Source organism: Novosphingobium colocasiae (assembly GCF_014652555.1).
GTDB lineage: Bacteria > Pseudomonadota > Alphaproteobacteria > Sphingomonadales > Sphingomonadaceae > Novosphingobium > Novosphingobium colocasiae.
Genome location: NZ_BMZA01000002.1, coordinates 33,558 through 49,092, shown reverse-complemented (window position 1 = coordinate 49,092; position 15,535 = coordinate 33,558). Strand labels below are relative to the sequence as shown.

Annotated in this window: 19 protein-coding genes; 9 read left to right on the top strand and 10 right to left on the bottom strand. The window is 64.1% G+C overall.

The window, feature by feature from the left end:
* Window positions 1-2 precede the first annotated feature (2 nt).
* The gene (locus IE122_RS04040; RefSeq protein ID WP_189619832.1) at window positions 3-320 is read left to right on the top strand and encodes a hypothetical protein; all 318 of its coding nucleotides are present in this window, start codon (window positions 3-5) and stop codon (window positions 318-320) included.
* Entirely contained in the window at window positions 304-456 is a 153-nt protein-coding gene (locus IE122_RS04035; RefSeq protein ID WP_229813740.1) for a hypothetical protein, read from the top strand. The genes IE122_RS04040 and IE122_RS04035 overlap by 17 nt, the downstream gene beginning before the upstream one ends.
* 204 nt (window positions 457-660) lie before the next feature.
* Here IE122_RS04035 and IE122_RS18530 read toward each other — a convergent pair whose 3' ends face one another.
* Window positions 661-855 (bottom strand): KTSC domain-containing protein, encoded by a 195-nt coding sequence (locus IE122_RS18530; RefSeq protein WP_189619831.1) that lies wholly within the window; start codon window positions 853-855, stop codon window positions 661-663.
* Window positions 856-949: 94 nt separating this feature from the next.
* Here IE122_RS18530 and IE122_RS04025 point away from each other — a divergent pair, with 94 nt between their 5' ends.
* On the top strand, window positions 950-1,282 hold the full coding sequence (locus tag IE122_RS04025; protein WP_189619830.1) for a sugar transporter: 333 nt from the start codon (window positions 950-952) through the stop codon (window positions 1,280-1,282).
* A 1-nt stretch (window position 1,283) separates the two neighbouring features.
* Here the strand turns inward: IE122_RS04025 and mltG are convergent, their stop codons facing one another.
* The 5 genes from mltG to aspS all read right to left on the bottom strand — a co-directional run bounded on the left by mltG (window position 1,284) and on the right by aspS (window position 6,343).
* The gene (gene mltG, locus IE122_RS04020; RefSeq protein ID WP_189619829.1) at window positions 1,284-2,258 is read right to left on the bottom strand and encodes an endolytic transglycosylase MltG; all 975 of its coding nucleotides are present in this window, start codon (window positions 2,256-2,258) and stop codon (window positions 1,284-1,286) included.
* Window positions 2,259-2,271: 13 nt separating this feature from the next.
* Complete coding sequence (gene fabF / locus IE122_RS04015; RefSeq protein WP_189619828.1) at window positions 2,272-3,534, bottom strand: beta-ketoacyl-ACP synthase II; 1,263 nt, start codon at window positions 3,532-3,534, stop codon at window positions 2,272-2,274.
* A 166-nt stretch (window positions 3,535-3,700) separates the two neighbouring features.
* Window positions 3,701-3,937 (bottom strand): acyl carrier protein, encoded by a 237-nt coding sequence (locus IE122_RS04010; RefSeq protein WP_007013838.1) that lies wholly within the window; start codon window positions 3,935-3,937, stop codon window positions 3,701-3,703.
* A gap of 101 nt (window positions 3,938-4,038) precedes the next feature.
* Window positions 4,039-4,458, bottom strand: a complete 420-nt coding sequence (locus IE122_RS04005; RefSeq protein WP_189619827.1) for a VOC family protein — start codon at window positions 4,456-4,458, stop codon at window positions 4,039-4,041.
* 94 nt (window positions 4,459-4,552) lie between these two features.
* Window positions 4,553-6,343 (bottom strand): aspartate--tRNA ligase, encoded by a 1,791-nt coding sequence (gene aspS / locus IE122_RS04000; RefSeq protein ID WP_189619826.1) that lies wholly within the window; start codon window positions 6,341-6,343, stop codon window positions 4,553-4,555.
* 216 nt (window positions 6,344-6,559) lie between these two features.
* Between aspS and IE122_RS03995 the strand changes: the two genes are divergently transcribed.
* The 3 genes from IE122_RS03995 to IE122_RS03985 all read left to right on the top strand — a co-directional run bounded on the left by IE122_RS03995 (window position 6,560) and on the right by IE122_RS03985 (window position 9,064).
* The gene (locus IE122_RS03995) at window positions 6,560-6,847 is read left to right on the top strand and encodes a hypothetical protein (RefSeq protein ID WP_189619825.1); all 288 of its coding nucleotides are present in this window, start codon (window positions 6,560-6,562) and stop codon (window positions 6,845-6,847) included.
* 83 nt (window positions 6,848-6,930) lie between these two features.
* A complete protein-coding gene (rnd, locus tag IE122_RS03990) occupies window positions 6,931-8,109 on the top strand; it encodes a ribonuclease D (RefSeq protein WP_189619824.1) in 1,179 nt (392 codons plus the stop codon).
* Between the two features lie 58 nt (window positions 8,110-8,167).
* Window positions 8,168-9,064 (top strand): hydrogen peroxide-inducible genes activator, encoded by an 897-nt coding sequence (locus IE122_RS03985; protein WP_189619823.1) that lies wholly within the window; start codon window positions 8,168-8,170, stop codon window positions 9,062-9,064.
* A 588-nt stretch (window positions 9,065-9,652) separates the two neighbouring features.
* On the opposite strand, the gene pgsA is transcribed toward IE122_RS03985, so the two are convergent.
* Window positions 9,653-10,246, bottom strand: coding sequence for a CDP-diacylglycerol--glycerol-3-phosphate 3-phosphatidyltransferase (gene pgsA / locus IE122_RS03980; protein WP_189619822.1), 594 nt, complete (start codon window positions 10,244-10,246; stop codon window positions 9,653-9,655).
* A 121-nt stretch (window positions 10,247-10,367) separates the two neighbouring features.
* Here pgsA and IE122_RS03975 point away from each other — a divergent pair, with 121 nt between their 5' ends.
* A complete protein-coding gene (locus IE122_RS03975) occupies window positions 10,368-11,681 on the top strand; it encodes an MFS transporter (RefSeq protein ID WP_189619821.1) in 1,314 nt (437 codons plus the stop codon).
* A gap of 12 nt (window positions 11,682-11,693) precedes the next feature.
* Here IE122_RS03975 and IE122_RS03970 read toward each other — a convergent pair whose 3' ends face one another.
* From IE122_RS03970 to IE122_RS03960, 3 genes are all read right to left on the bottom strand, one after another.
* Window positions 11,694-11,909, bottom strand: a complete 216-nt coding sequence (locus IE122_RS03970) for a hypothetical protein (RefSeq protein ID WP_189619820.1) — start codon at window positions 11,907-11,909, stop codon at window positions 11,694-11,696.
* A gap of 129 nt (window positions 11,910-12,038) precedes the next feature.
* The gene (locus tag IE122_RS03965; protein ID WP_189619819.1) at window positions 12,039-12,221 is read right to left on the bottom strand and encodes a CsbD family protein; all 183 of its coding nucleotides are present in this window, start codon (window positions 12,219-12,221) and stop codon (window positions 12,039-12,041) included.
* An 85-nt stretch (window positions 12,222-12,306) separates the two neighbouring features.
* A complete protein-coding gene (locus IE122_RS03960) occupies window positions 12,307-12,720 on the bottom strand; it encodes an EVE domain-containing protein (protein WP_189619818.1) in 414 nt (137 codons plus the stop codon).
* A gap of 64 nt (window positions 12,721-12,784) precedes the next feature.
* Between IE122_RS03960 and IE122_RS03955 the strand changes: the two genes are divergently transcribed.
* Both IE122_RS03955 and IE122_RS03950 read left to right on the top strand, forming a co-directional pair.
* Window positions 12,785-13,720, top strand: a complete 936-nt coding sequence (locus tag IE122_RS03955; RefSeq protein ID WP_189619817.1) for an isopenicillin N synthase family dioxygenase — start codon at window positions 12,785-12,787, stop codon at window positions 13,718-13,720.
* 107 nt (window positions 13,721-13,827) lie between these two features.
* Entirely contained in the window at window positions 13,828-15,534 is a 1,707-nt protein-coding gene (locus IE122_RS03950) for a putative bifunctional diguanylate cyclase/phosphodiesterase (RefSeq protein WP_229813738.1), read from the top strand.
* Window position 15,535: the final 1 nt, after the last annotated feature.

Here is a 15,535-nt window from a genome sequence, read left to right as displayed (position 1 = left end):
ATGTGACCGTTCCGTTTTTCAGTCGCCTTAAGACTATCATTGAATCAGAGGAAACCGCTACTGCGGCAGACGAAGCGCGGGACAAGTTCCCGCGCTTCGAAGATGCGTGGCAGGCGTTCCATTGGCTGCTCGCAAGACGGGCAGGAACCTTGGGACTTGCTCCCTCTGTCGGACACGATGGCTTGCGCCTTTATGTTCAAGAGGGGGATCATCTTGCAGGAACCCCGAGCATATGGTCGCTTTTCAAGATCGGTGATGAGGTCGTGGAAATCGTGGCTGTGAGGTTCTCTGAGGTCGCATATGATGAAGAAGCCGAATAGCGAGCAACCCCAACTCGACAAGTTCAAGGAAGCTGCCCGCGAACTTGAAGCCGACGAAGATGAAGCCCGATGGGAAGTGCGACTGAAGAAGGTGGTGAAGCACAAGCCTGCACCGGAGAAACCCACAGACTCTTGAGGTATCATTTTACCTGTGGTATTATGGCACCGCTATGCGAAATTGGCTTGAACCAATCTGGAAATTGACGCTCCGGGCTGTTCCTACCTATGCGTTGCAAAATGCCTTAGTTGGCCGCCCTGGCGTGGATGCCCGCTTCATTCCGTCAGGAATCAGTGAGACGATCACCATCAAAGGTGTTTGCTGGCTAACGGTGAACGAGGACTAGCATTGATAGCGGTCGCGAATGTGATCGTTATAGTATGTGCCCTTGGATCTCGCACTAAGCAGGCCGTCCCATATATGCTGGGGGACCCGGCAAAAGTCGTAGGGGCCACCGTCTGGAAACCACAGCTTCAAGCGCATGGAAGGCGCGTCATACTCTGCGCGCTTGATAGCACTCGAATTGAAAATAGGCATATCACCACCGACTCAAGCTATTGGGAGAATGATGCCTTCCGAGCCGCGTGTTTGCAATCTATACAATCGCCTTTTTTTTGCGGCGCAATCACGGATGGACCTCGCGGAACTGGCGAAGACCGACCCCGTCAGTGCGCAAGCGTTTGCCGCCATGCCGGGCTGGGTGTGGGGTGCCTATGGCCTGGCGTTGGGCGCGGGGACGCTTGGCGCGATCGCGCTGCTGCTGGGCCGGCGGGTGGCGGTGCCGCTGTTCGTGGTGTCGCTGGCGGCCGAGATTGCCCAGTTCGGCTGGACGTTCCTGGGGTTCGGGCTGATCGCGCGCAAGGGTGCGTCAACCGGGATCTTTCCGCTGGTAATCGTGGCCATCACCGCCGCGTCGCTGGCCTATGCCCGCGCCCGCGCGCTGGACGGCACGCTGCGGCGCTAGGCTACAGCTCGCCGCGCGCGCGGCGGATGGCGAACCATTTCTGGACGTTGCGGTTATGCGCCTCCAGCGTCGCCGCGAAGGCGTGGCCGCCGGTGCCGTCGGCCACCATGTAGAGCGCATCGGTCGATGCCGGGTGCAGCACCGCTTCGATCGAGGCGCGGCCGGGGTTCGTGATCGGCCCGGTCGGCAGGCCGACCATCGCATAGGTATTGTAACCGTTGACCGCCTGAATCTCGGACTGGAGGATGCGCCGGCCCAGCGGCTTGCCCAGCGTGATCGGATAGATGATCGTCGGATCGGCCTGCAGCAGCATGCCCTTTTTGAGCCGGTTGGAATAGAGCCCGGCCACCATCCGGCGCTCCTGCGGCTTGCCGGTCTCCTTTTCCACGATCGAAGCGAGGATCACCGCTTCCTCCGGCGTCTTGACGGCAAGGCCGGAGCCGCGCTTGGCCCACAGTTCGGACACCGTGCGGCTCATCGCCGCCTGCATCCGGCGCAGCACATCCTCGCGGCTTTCGCCGTTGTCGAAGGCGTAGCTGTCCGGCAGCACGCTGCCCTCCTCCGGGCGGGCGACTTCACCGGTAAGCTGCGGCTGCGCCATCAGCCTTTCCTGCACCATGATCGAAGGCATGCCTTCGGGAATGGTGACGAAGCGGCGGATCACATCGTCGCTGGAGATGATCGACAGCACCCGCGCGGCGCTGGCATGGGCGGGGATGGCGAATTCACCTGCCTTGATCGCCCCGCCGCCGCCGAACACCCGCGCGCGCAGCGAAAAGCCTTGCGCCGAGGGTACGATGCCCTTGTCTTCAAGGCGCTGCGCCACGGTGCCCAGGCTGGCACCATTGGGCACGATAAAGGTCACGTCCTTCGCCAGCGGGCCAGAGCCGTACCAGCCGGACAGCAGCGCCCCAACGCCCAGCAACAGGGCCACGGCAACGGCGGCCGGCACCAGCCACCCACGCCAGCGGATCATCGGCCGGCGGGCCTCAGTCGATCTTCTTCATGACCAGGCTGGCGTTCGTGCCGCCAAACCCGAAGCTGTTGTTGAGCACCGCGCGCACTTCGCGCTTCTTGGCGGTGTAGGGCACCAGATCGACGCCCTGGCAGCTATCGCTCGGATTATCGAGGTTGAGCGTGGGCGGCACGATCTGATCGCGCAGGGCAAGAATGCAGAAGATCGATTCGACCGCGCCGGCACCGCCGAGCAAGTGGCCGATGGCCGATTTGGTGCTGCTCATCGAGACGGTTTCGATGGCATCGCCGAACAGGCGACGCACCGCGCCCAGTTCCAGCTCGTCGCCCAGCGGGGTCGAGGTGCCGTGCGCGTTGATATAGTCGATATCGGCGGGGGCGAGGCCGGCCTTGCGCAGCGCCATCTCCATCGAGCGGAACGCGCCCGAGCCTTCGGGGTGCGGCGCGGTGACGTGATAGGCATCGCCCGACAGGCCATAGCCCACCACTTCGGCATAGATCTTGGCACCGCGCGCCTTGGCGTGCTCGTATTCCTCAAGGACCACGACGCCCGCACCTTCGCCCATCACGAAGCCGTCGCGGGCCTGATCGTAAGGGCGGCTGGCGCGGGTCGGCTCGTCGTTGAATGCGGTCGATAGCGCGCGGGCCTGCGCGAAGCCGGCGATGCCGATCGGGCAGATGGTCGATTCCGCGCCGCCTGCCAGCATGATGTCGGCATCATCGTCGCGGATCATCCGCGCGGCATCGCCGATCGAGTGCGCGCCGGTGGAGCAAGCCGTCACAACCGCGTGGTTCGGGCCCATCAGGCCGTACTTGATCGAGACCTGCCCGGAAATGAGATTGATGAGGCGACCGTGCACGAAGTGCGGGCTGACGCGACCCGGGCCCTTTTCTGCCAGGACCAGCGATTCGCTTTCGATGCCGGGAAGCCCGCCGATGCCCGAGCCGATCGAGCAGCCGGCGCGCAGGCGCATCGCTTCGTCCATGTTTTCGAGGCCGGCATCCTCGATGGCCTGGCCGGCGGCATCGATACCGAAGACGATGAACGGATCGACCTGGCGCTGGACCTTGTGGTCCACCCGCTGGTTGGCATCGAAGCCGTATTCGTGATCGGCGGGTTTCACTTCGCAGGCGATGCGGCACTTCTGGTTCGAAGCGTCGAACTTGGTGATGGGCCCCGCGCCGGACTTGCCGGCAAGGATGTTGGCCCAGGTGGTTTCCACATCAGCCCCGAGCGGGGTGACAAGTCCAAGTCCGGTGACGACGACGCGACGCATTCACACTCTCCGCATAGCCATGGGCAAAAAGCCATATGGCCGAAAAGCCAACAGGCTCAACCCTGTAAGGGCGAGCCTGCGGGTAGGGTGTCTTCTGGTCCGGACCGGGGCGCAGCAGCGGCAAGGATGCCACGAGACACTGCGCTCTCCCGTCCGGCGAGACGGCTCAGCCCTTGTTTTCCTCGATGTACTTGATGGCATCGGAAACCGTGCTGATCTTCTCGGCGGCATCGTCGGGAATCTCGACGCCGAATTCTTCCTCGAAGGCCATGACCAGCTCGACGATGTCGAGCGAGTCCGCACCCAGATCGTCGATGAAGCTTGCTTCTTCGGTGACCTTGTCGGCTTCCACACCCAGGTGCTCGACAACGATCTTCTTAACCCGATCGGCGGTATCGCTCATTCTTTGACCCCTTCATAAGCGGAGGATGGTATCTCGCCAGCCGCCCTAATGACTGGCGCGCGCGCTGGCAAGTGGCTCGACACAGTTAGGATGCAAACGGCTCAGACGGCGAACGAAACGTGGCCGCTTTCGTCCACCGTCCAGGCGGGGTTCCACGCGATCTCCCAGGCGTTGCCGTCCGGATCGGCGATATAACCGCGATAACCACCGTGCGGCGGCGCATCGGCGGGTCGCAACAGGGTGGCACCGGCTGCCACCAGACGGGCGATCACCGAGTCCACTTCAGCCGCGCTCCCGACATTGTGCGCCAGCGCGAAACTGCCCGCCGCCGCGCAGGGGCGTTGCATGTCCCCCTCAAGCTGCGCCTTTTCCCAGAGCCCGAACACCAGCCCGTTCATCTGGAAGAAGGCGATGTCGTCCATTTCAAAGACGGGCTCCCAGCCGAAACCGTCGCGATAGAACGCCCTGGCCCGCGCCACATCGGCCACGCCCAGAGTGATAAGCGATATTTGCTGCTGCATGGTCAGGGCCTCTTCCGTACTATTTGACCGTCGAACGCGCAGCCACGCTCGCCACTTGCCGCCCTGCCCGTTTATTGCCGGCAGACAGGGATCATCAGGCGCCCTGCTTTTGCGGCTCCACCACGCGCAGGTGAAGTTCGCGCAACTGCTTGGGCTCGGCCGGGCTCGGCGCGGCCATCAGCAGGTCTTCCGCGCGCTGGTTCATCGGGAACAGCGTGATTTCGCGCAGGTTCTGCGCCCCGCACAGCAGCATCACGATGCGATCGATACCGGCCGCCATGCCGCCATGCGGCGGGGCACCGTACTGGAAGGCGCGGTACAGGCCGCCGAAGCGGTCTTCCACATCCTGTTGGGACAGGCCGACCTTTTCGAACGCGGCGACCATCAGATCGGGGTGCTGGTTGCGGATCGAGCCCGAGGCGATCTCGAAGCCGTTGCAGACGAGATCGTACTGGAAAGCCTTGATGCTCAGCGGGTCCTGCCCGGCCAGCGCTTCCATCCCGCCCTGCGGCATCGAGAAGGGGTTGTGCGCGAAATCGACCTTCTTGTTTTCCTCGTCCCATTCAAAGAACGGGAAATCGACGATCCAGGCCAGCTCGAAACGGTCCTTGTCGATCAGGTCAAGCTGTTCGCCGACACGGGTGCGCGCGAGGCCCGCGAGCTTCGCCGCCTGCTCTTCCTTGCCCGCGGCGAAGAACACGCCGTCGTTCGGACCAAGACCCAGCGCGGCGATCAGCGCCGCCGTCTGTTCGTCGCCATGGTTCTTGGCGATCGGGCCGCCGGGGACGCCGTCCTTGATGTTGATGTAGCCGAGGCCCGAAAAGCCCTCGCCGCGCGCCCAGTTGTTCATTTCATCGAAGAACTTGCGGCTGCCCGCGCCCGCGCCCGGTGCCGGGATCGCGCGGATCGTCCCGCCATTCCCGACGATGCCGGCGAAGATGCCGAAGCCCGAACCTTCGAAGTGCGCGGTCACATCCTTGATGATCAGCGGGTTGCGCAGGTCCGGCTTGTCCGAACCGTAATCAAGCATGGACTGCGCGTGGGGAATGCGGCGGAAGCTGCCCGCCGGGGTCACCGGCTTGTCACCGGCGAACTGGGCGAAGACGCCCTGGATTACCGGCTCCATCGTTTCCCAGATTTCTTCCTGAGTGACGAAGCTCATCTCCAGATCGAGCTGGTAGAATTCGCCGGGCAGGCGGTCGGCGCGCGGGTCTTCGTCGCGGAAGCATGGGGCGATCTGGAAATAGCGATCGAACCCGGCCACCATCAGGAGCTGCTTGTACTGCTGCGGCGCTTGCGGCAGCGCATAGAACTTGCCGGCATGGATGCGGCTCGGCACCAGAAAGTCGCGCGCGCCTTCGGGGCTGGAAGCAGTGAGGATCGGCGTCGAATATTCGGTGAAGCCGATATCTTCCATGCGGTTACGGATATCGCGGATGATCCGGGTGCGTTTGACGATGTTGGCGTGCAACGTCTCGCGTCGCAGATCGAGGAAGCGGTAGCGCAGGCGGATGTCTTCGGGATACTCCTGCTCGCCCGCCACCGGCATCGGCAGTTCCTCGGCCTTGGACAGCACCGTCGCGGCGCGGGCATAGACTTCGATCGCGCCGGTGGACAGGTTCGGGTTCACCGTCGCCTCGGTGCGCGCCTTCACCGTGCCTTCGATCGTGACCACCGATTCCAGCCGCAGCGAATCGAGCGTGCCGAACGCGGCGCTATCACCGTCGCACACCACCTGGGTCAGCCCGTAGTGATCGCGCAGATCGACGAACAGCACCCCGCCATGATCGCGCTTGCGATGAACCCAGCCCGAAAGGCGCACGGTCTCGCCGACCTCGGCAGAAGTCAGGGCACCGCAAGTGTGGGAGCGATAGGGATGGGTCATGGCGTGGTCGCGCTTCTTCGCTGGTGATGAACAGTCAAGCCGAGCCCCTAGCCCGGCGACCGACAGATTGCCAGATGGACATTGCCGCGGGCGACGCGGCGGCAGCGTGGCCTTGCCATGCGACAAAGAGACCGCTTGCGTAACCTTGCATAAACCAGAGGAATGCTATCAAACGATTGCAGCAACACCCGGGAGGGTGCTGCAAGGAGTTGCAAGATGAACGCGAACAGCGTTGATACCGGGCCGGGCGATGTGCCGCCGGACCGTGATTTTCCGGTCGGCCCGGCAGAGGACGTCTCCGCGCCGCACGACCATATGCTCGAAATGGAAATGGACCTAGGCTGGTCAGACTATGCCGATCCGGGCCACGGCCTGCATCCGTCCGGTGCCGAACTGCGCCGCCGTCTCATCACGCCCGAGAGCCTGGCGGAGGAACCCCAGCCGCCGCAAAGCCTGCTGCAGCGGATCACCGCAAAGATCCGGGACTCTCTGGTCCGGCGCTAAATAGCCCCCGGCAGCCAGCTATCCGCGCAAACCGGCGTCAGCGCCGTTGATCGCGCCCCATTAACGGCGTAACGCGAGCGGCCATGCATATTCACCCGCTTATTACCAAAACCGAAGACTTGGCCGACTTGTGCGCGCGTCTCGCGAAATCCGAATTCGTGACCGTCGATACCGAGTTCATGCGCGAGAACACGTATTGGCCCGAACTGTGCCTCGTGCAGATCGCCAATACCGAGGAAGCGGCCGCTGTCGATCCGATGGCCCCGGGTCTCGACATGACCCCGTTGTACGACCTTTTGGTCGATAACGAGGATGTGCTGAAGGTTTTTCATGCCGGCGGGCAGGACGTGGAAATAGTGTTCAACGCCACCGGCCGCACCCCGCACCCGATCTTCGATACGCAGATCGCGATGATGGCGATCAGCCAGTCGGAGCAGATCGGCTATTCGAACCTTGTCGAAAGCTGGCTGGGCCTGACGATCGACAAGGGCGCGCGGTTTACCGACTGGTCGCGCCGCCCGCTGACCGATCGGCAGATCGAATACGCCATCGGCGATGTTACCCATCTTGCCAAGATTTTCCCGAAGATCCTCAAGCGCCTGATGAAGACCGGGCGCGGCGAGTGGCTGGATCAGGAAATGGAAAAGCTGGCCGATCCGGAAAACTACCGCAACGATCCCGGCCAGGTGTGGAAGAGGATCAAGGCATCCGGGCGCAACCCGGCCGTGCTCGGCCGGCTGAAAGCCATCGCCGAGTGGCGCGAGATCGAAGCGCAAGGCAAAAACCTGCCGCGCGGCCGCATCGCCCGCGACGAGACACTGGCCGATCTGGCCAGCCACCCGCCCCGCCAGCAGGCCGATCTCGCCAAAGTGCGCGGGCTTTCGCAAGGGTGGAAGGACAACGAGATCGGCCGCCGGCTGATGACCGCGATCACCACCGCCGAGCCGCTGTCCGAAGACGAACTGCCCCCCCGCGCGCCGCGCGGAGCGCCGCTGGGCAAGGAAGGATCGCTGGTGGCGGACCTCCTCAAGCTGCTGCTCAAGATCCGCGCCCGCGAGATCGACGCCGCCGCCCGCCTGCTGGCCCGCACTGACGATCTCGAACTGCTGGCGGCCGGGGTGCGCAAGAACCTCGCGGTGCTCGAAGGCTGGCGCTTCGGCGTATTCGGCAAGGACGCGCTCGACCTGGTGGAAGGCAAGCTGGCCTTCGCGGTGGAGAACGGCAAGCTCAAGATGACGCGGGTGGACGACGCCGTCGAGTAGAAGGCCCGGGCGGGAGCAGCCTTGGCGTTTGCCGCCGTGTCCGGCATAGCTGCGAGCGATGACAGTCTATCAGCCCACCCTCAAACAGCTTCAGTATCTGGTCGCCCTGCACGAGCACGAGCATTTCGGCCGCGCCGCCGAGAGTTGCTTCGTCTCGCAATCCACGCTGTCGGCGGGCTTGCGCGATCTCGAGCAGCTCCTCGGCGTGGTGCTGGTGGAGCGGACCAAGCGAGCGGTGCGGTTCACGCCGCTGGGCAATGCCGTGGTGGCCAAGGCGCACCGTATCCTGCGCGAGACCGAAGAGCTGTCCGACCTCATCCACTCCAGCGGCAAGCCGCTTTCGGGCGAAGTGCGGATGAGCGTGATCCCCACCATCGCGCCGTTCCTGCTACCGCGCATGTTGCCCCGCCTGCGCCGCGAGCGGCCCAATCTCAAGCTGTTCCTGCGCGAGGAGCCGAGCGCGGCGGCAATCGAATCGCTGCATCACGGCCGCGCCGATTGCGTGCTGCTGGCCCTGCCCTATGCAACGGGCGAGGTGGAGAAGGAGACTATCGAACTCGATGCCTTCTTCGTCGCCTTCCCCAAGGACGATCCGCGCGATCCGCCCGCCGAAGTCAGCCCGGACGTGATCGACGAACACCGGCTGCTGCTGCTGGAAGACGGGCATTGCCTCAAAGACCACGCGCTCGCCGCCTGCAACCGCCCCGAACTGCGCGCCAGCGCGACGATGATCGGCACGAGCCTGCATACGCTGGTGCAGATGGTCGACAACGGGCTTGGCCTGACGATGCTGCCGGAAATGGCGCTGGACGCCGGCATCCTCAACGGCACCAATGTGGTCGCCCGGCCGCTGATCTCCCCGAACGCCAACCGCGAGATCGCGCTGGTGTGGCGCAAGAACTCCCCCCGCGCGGAAGAATTCCGCATGCTTGCGGATGAATTGCGGGCTGGTTGACACAACCCCGCAATCGCCCCCCGAGGCGGTCGGCGAAGGTTACAAAGGTTACACAGTGTAACTTTCGAATTCCTGATTTTACTTCGTGAAATCATATATTTGATTCAAACCCACGAAAGTTACACTGCGCGGAAGAATTTCGCGATCCGTGCCCCGCGGAGGCAGAGCAGCCCCCGCACGGTTGCACGGTATCAAAGGCAGGTGATGTAGGAAAACCGGGCGCGCCACCCTTGCGGACATCGCGTCGAGCCCACCGCGCTGCGGTCGGATTCGCCTGCGGCTCAGCAACTCTCGCTGCCCCTCCCGCAAGCGAACGGGGGCCAAGCAACATCGGCTTTTCCCCTTGGATAGCGAAAATAGACGGATTCACGCAGAGGCGCGAAGGCGCAGAAGTGTCGGGCAACGACGCAGCCCTTCTCATCCTTTCCGACGACGCGACAAACGCAGCGGCGGAGAGGAAGGCCGGGTTTCGGCAAGCAGGACGTCTCTGCGCCTTCGCGCCTCTGCGTGAACCATTTTTCCTTCTTCGGGCCAATGGGATGCGATTGCCCTGCGGGCAAAATCCACCACATCACATCGTCACGCACCTCAATCCATATGCTTCAAACCGACGCGCAAGTAATCCCACCCCGTCACCAGCGTCAGCGCAGCCGCGCCCCATAGCGTTGTCAGCCCCACGGTGTGCGGCAGGTTGATCACGATCGCATCGAGATCGACCGTCCACCACGGCGTCGCGTTGCCGAGAATCAGTGCGCCGAGCGAGATCATCTGGAAGGTCGTCTTCCACTTCGCCAGCTTGCTGACCGGAATCGAGACCTGCAACGGTCCGAGGAATTCGCGCAGGCCAGATACCGCGATTTCGCGGATCAGGATCACCAGGCCGGCGATCACGTGCATGTCGCCCACATAAGGCCCTTTGAGGATGCCTTGCGCGGTCAGCACCAGGATCACCGCAGCCACCATGATCTTGTCCGCGATCGGATCGAGGAACACGCCCAGCTTCGATACGGTGCCGCTGGACCGGGCCAGATAGCCGTCGAAATAGTCGGTGATGCCCATCAGGCAATAGAGCCCGAAGGCCAGACCATAGCCGAATTCCCAGTCCGGCCACCACAGCAGGAAGGCGAGCAGCGGCACAGTGAGAATGCGCGAGAGCGTCAGGATATTGGGCAGGGTCAGCATGACGCTGCCCTCTTAGCCGGGAATGCCCTCCCGGATAAAGTGCCGATCAGGGGTTGTGCCTTGCCGGCCCGGCATTAAGTGTGCCGCAGCCCGGAGCAACGAGAGCGCGTTCGATCCCGATATGACCACGACGACCCAGCTCATCAGGGCTCGCCGCTTCCTGCCGCTATTCATCACGCAGTTGCTCGGCGCGTTCAACGATAACCTGTTCAAGAACGCCATGGTGCTTTTCGTGGTGTACAACGTCTACCATTCGGAGGCGCAGGAGGCCCGGTTCAGCGCGCTGGCCTCGGCGATTTTCATCATTCCGTTCTTCCTGCTCTCGGCGCTGGCCGGGCAGCTTGCCGATATGCGCGACAAGGCGAAGATCATCCGCTGGGTGAAGTTCTGCGAGATCCTCATCATGCTGGTGGGCGGCGCGGGCCTGGCGCTGGCCTGGCAGGGGGTCGCTCTGACAACGCTGGCGATGCCGCTGATGCTGCTGGCGCTGTTCGCGATGGGCGTCCATTCCACCTTCTTCGGGCCGATCAAGTACGCCATCCTGCCCCAGCATCTGGGCAAGGACGAAGTGCTGGCCGGCACCGGGCTGGTCGAGGCGGGGACTTATCTAGCCGTACTGGCCGGCACCATCGTTGCCGGCTGGATCAGCGTCGACAAGGCGGCGGTCGCGGTGGTGGTGCTGGCGCTGATCGGCTTCGCCGCCGGGCGGCAAGTGCCGTCCGCCCCGCCGCTCGGCGTGTGCGAGCCGCTCGATTTCCACATCGTGCGCGCGTCTGCCCGGCTGGTGCGCACGACCATGGCGGACCGGCGGGTGTTCCTGGCGATCTGCGCGATCAGCTTTTTCTGGGCGATCGGCACGGTGCTGTTCATCCAGTTCCCGCCGCTCGCCAAGAACCTCCTCAATGCCTCGAAGGAAGTGGCCAGCCTGTTTCTGGTGATCTTCTCGGTCGGGGTCGCGATCGGCTCGATGGCGATCAACGCGCTGCTGAAAGGCAAGGTGTCGGCCCGCTACGCACCGGTTTCGGTCATCGGCATGGGGGCGTTCCTGATCGCGTTCGAAGCGGTATGCGGGGCGTGGGCTGCCGGCGGCCCAAGCAAAGGGCTGATGAACGTCGCCGATTTCGCCGCCCAACCGCTGGCGCTACCGCTGGTGGGCACGCTGCTGGGCATAGCGGTGTGCGGCGGCATGTTCGTGGTGCCGCTCTATGCCTTCCTGACCACCTTCGTCGACAAATCGCAGACCGCACGCACGATCGCAGCCAACAACATCGTCAATTCGGGCGCGATGGTGGCAGGGTCGCTGATGACCGGCGCGATGACCCTGCTGGGCGTCGCCACCGCCAAGCAGATGCTGGTGGTGGCGGCTTCATGCCTCGTGGCGGCGTGGCTCGGGCACCTGCTCTATCGCGCGGAAAGCGTCACGGACGCCGCCTGACCGGCGGCGCGCTCAGGCGATGAACAGGCTCACTGCCACGAACGCCAGGCAATAGGCCGAAAAGAACCCGCGCCAGTCCGCGCCCGACAGTTTCCAGCGCGATACCGGTTCCGCCGGTGCTTCGCCATCGCACGGCCGCGTGAACACATGCGACGGCAGGCTGCGCCGGAACGGATGTCCGGCACCTTCCTGGGTGAGAACCAGAGCGCGACGCTTGATCGTGTGCATGGATCAAGCATTAAGGATTTGTTTACCATATTGCCAAGCGCCGTTCGGCGGGCATCCCGAATTGGTACGCAACGAAAAAGGGCCGCCCGCAGGCGGCCCTTCCAGAGGGTTTGTGACGATCGCGCGGGATCAGACGCGATTGCCGACCGCCCCCTTTATCTTGCCGACGCCCTGCTGGACTTCGCCCTTGCGTTCCTGCGCGACACCTTCGCCGACCTTGGCAGGATCGTTGGTGGCCCGGCCCGCAGCCTGCTTGACATTGCCGGCGACTTCGTTGGCGATACCTTTGACGGTGTCCTTGAGCTGACCCATGAAAATTCTCCTGTAATGGTGCAGGCAGCGACAACGCCGCCAGCTTCACCCAGGACAACCAGCCACGACGGCGATCGGTTCCCGTTCAGCCGTCCGATAGCGACAGGATGTGCTTCCACTCGGGTTCGGTGAGTTCGGCCACCGAAAGGCGCGAGAGCCGGACCAGTTCTATGCCTTCAAGCGCGGGATCGGCCTTGATTTCGGCTAGGGTCACCGGCCGCGCCAGCTTGCGCACCGGCCTGACCTTGACCGCTGCCCACTTGCCGTCCGGATCGGACGGATCGGTGATCCCGGTCACGCTGATCGAGATCACGCCGACCACTTCCTTGCCGATGTTGGAGTGGTAGAAGAACGCTTCATCGCCCACCTGCATCGCCCGCATGTTGTTGGCGGCACGGTGGTTGCGCACCCCGTCCCAGGTCCCCTCGCCCTCTGCGACGAGATCGTCCCAGCTATAGGCATCGGGCTCCGATTTCATCAGCCAGTAGCGCTTGGGCATGCGTGATCCGTCCTCATCGTCTATTGCCGGCCCTCGTTACCGAGTCACGCCGGACCTCGCCACCATGGACATTGCCGATATCCCCGTTCTCAGCCTTGCCGACGAAGGCCCGGCGCTGGCGGAGCAGATCGGCGCGTCGTTTCGCACGCACGGTTTCGCGATGGTGCGCGACCATGGCATCCCGGACGCGCTGATCGCGCGGGGCTGGGAGCTGACCCGCGCGCTGTTCGCTCTGCCCGAACCGATCAAGCGCGGCTGGCATGTTCCCGGAATCGCCGGCGCGCGCGGCTATACGCCGTTCCGCGCCGAGATCGCCAAGGGTGCCAGCGCGCATGACCTGAAGGAGTTCTGGCACATCGGCCGCGATCTTCCGGCGGGATCGCCGTTGGCGGCGATGATGCCGCCCAACGTGTGGCCCGACCTCCTGCCCGGTTTTCGCGAGACGTTCACCGAACTGTTCGCGGCGTTCGATCAGGCGGGCGCGAGACTGCTGCGCGCCATCGCCGTCGATCTCGATCTGGCACCCGACTGGTTCGAACCGGCGGTGGCGGACGGCAACTCCGTGCTGCGACTGCTGCACTATCCGCCGGTGACGGACGAGCCCGGCGGCGCGGTGCGCGCCGGGGCGCACGAGGATATCAACCTTATCACCCTGCTGCTGGGCGCCGAAGAAGCGGGGCTCGAACTGCTCGATGCCGATGGCATCTGGCGCGCGGTGGCACCGCCGCCCGGTGCGATGGTCGTCAACATCGGCGACATGCTGCAACGGCTGACGAACCATGTCCTGCCCTCCACCACGCACCGCGTGCGCAACCCCGAAGGCGCACGCGCCGGTTTCAGCCGCTATTCGATGCCGTTCTTCCTCCACCTGCGCAGCGATTTCGCGATCCGCACCCTGCCGCAATGCATCGCCCCCGATAGCCCCGATGGCTATCCCGACGCGATCACCGCTGACGAATACCTGCAGCAGCGCTTGCGCGAAATCGGCCTGAAAATGTGACGGCTGCAACGATCGGTGGCCGCTAACCCCGCACAACTCCCTATCGCTTAACAGTTATTTTACGGCAAAGGGTTACTACCTACGGCGGGGACCAGCAGGGGGAATCCGTGAGCGGGACCGAAGGCCAGGCATCAACATTGGAAGACGATCTGGCGTCCGTGCGGCGTGAGGTCGATGTCATCGCGCTGGGCATCGTTGCCGCCGCGATCCTGATGTTCGTCGCGATCGGGGCCGAGATCGGGCCTGACGTGATCGCCTCGCTGCGCCACGGAACGGCCGGGCCGGACCCGTTCATCCTCAACGCCTTTCTCCTCAACATCGCCATCATCATCTTCGGCTGGAGCCGCTATCGCGATCTGTGCCGCGAAATCCACGCCTGCACGGTGGCCGAAACCAAGGCCCGGCGGCTGGCCGAAACCGATCCGCTGACCGGCTTCCTGAACCGCCGTTCGTTCAACGAGATGGTTGGCGCGCGGCTGGAGGAAGCGCCGCAACGCGGCCGCACCGTCGCGCTGATGATGATCGACATCGACAATTTCAAGCAGATCAACGACTACAACGGCCACCAGACCGGCGACCAGTTGCTCCTCGAAGCGGCCCGCCGCATCCGCGGCTGCGTGCCGCAGGACGCGGCGCTGGGCCGCATCGGCGGCGACGAGTTCGCGGTGGCCTTCACTTTCGAGCCGGGCCGGCCGGAAAAGGTCGCGCAAATCGCCACCAGCCTGGTCGCGACATTCAACCGCAGCGTGCCGATCAACGGTCTGGAACTCAAGATCACCGCATCGGTCGGCATCGCCCGCGCCGACGCGGCACTGGCCGAAGGCAAGAGCGCCGATGCGCGCAGCCTGCTCGATATGGCCGATATCGCGATGTACCACGTCAAGCGGCAGGGCCGGAACAACTGGTCGTGGTTCGAGGAGCCGATGGCCAGCGAGATGCGCTACCGCGCGCAACTGGAATCGGGCATCCGCCAGGGCATCGCTAACGGAGAGTTCGTGCCCTATTACGAACAGCAGGTCGATCTCCAGACCGGCGAGGTTACCGGGTTCGAGATGCTGGCGCGGTGGCAGTCCCCCACGCTCGGCCTCGTCTCGCCCGAAGTATTCATTCCCATCGCCGAAGAAATCGGCGCGATCAGCGACCTGTCGGAACAGGTCATCGGCCGCGCGCTGGAAGATGCCAAGGGCTGGGACCCGTCGCTGACGCTGGCGGTCAACATCTCGCCGCTGCAGTTGCGCGATCCCTGGTTTGCGCAAAAGCTGCTCAAGCTGCTGGTCGAAGCCAGCTTTCCTGGGCACCGGCTGGAAATCGAGATCACCGAAAGCTGCCTGCACCAGAACGTCGCCCAGGTCCGCTCGCTGATCGCCAGCCTGAAGAACCAGGGCATCAAGATCAGCCTGGATGATTTCGGCACCGGCTACAGCTCGCTGGCGCAGTTGCGCACCCTGCCGTTCGACCGCATCAAGATTGACCGCAGTTTCGTGACCAACCTGGTCGACAGCACCGACAGCGCCGCCATCGTCCACGCCATCGCCCTGCTGGGCCGGGGTCTGAACCTGCCGATCACCGCCGAAGGCATCGAAAGCGGCGCGATCCTCGATCACTTGCGCCAGTATGGCGAAATCAAGGGCCAGGGTTTCTTCTATGGCCGCCCGGTGCCCGCCGCCGACCTGCAGGACTGGCTCGACCGCCACGGCAAGAGCCTGAGCGCGGTTACGGGCGATGTCGCGATTGCGCCCGAGGCCGTGGCAGAACCCGAAGCTGTCGCCGCCACACCGTCGCGCGAAGGCACAAGGCGCGTGCGTCAGGCCTGAT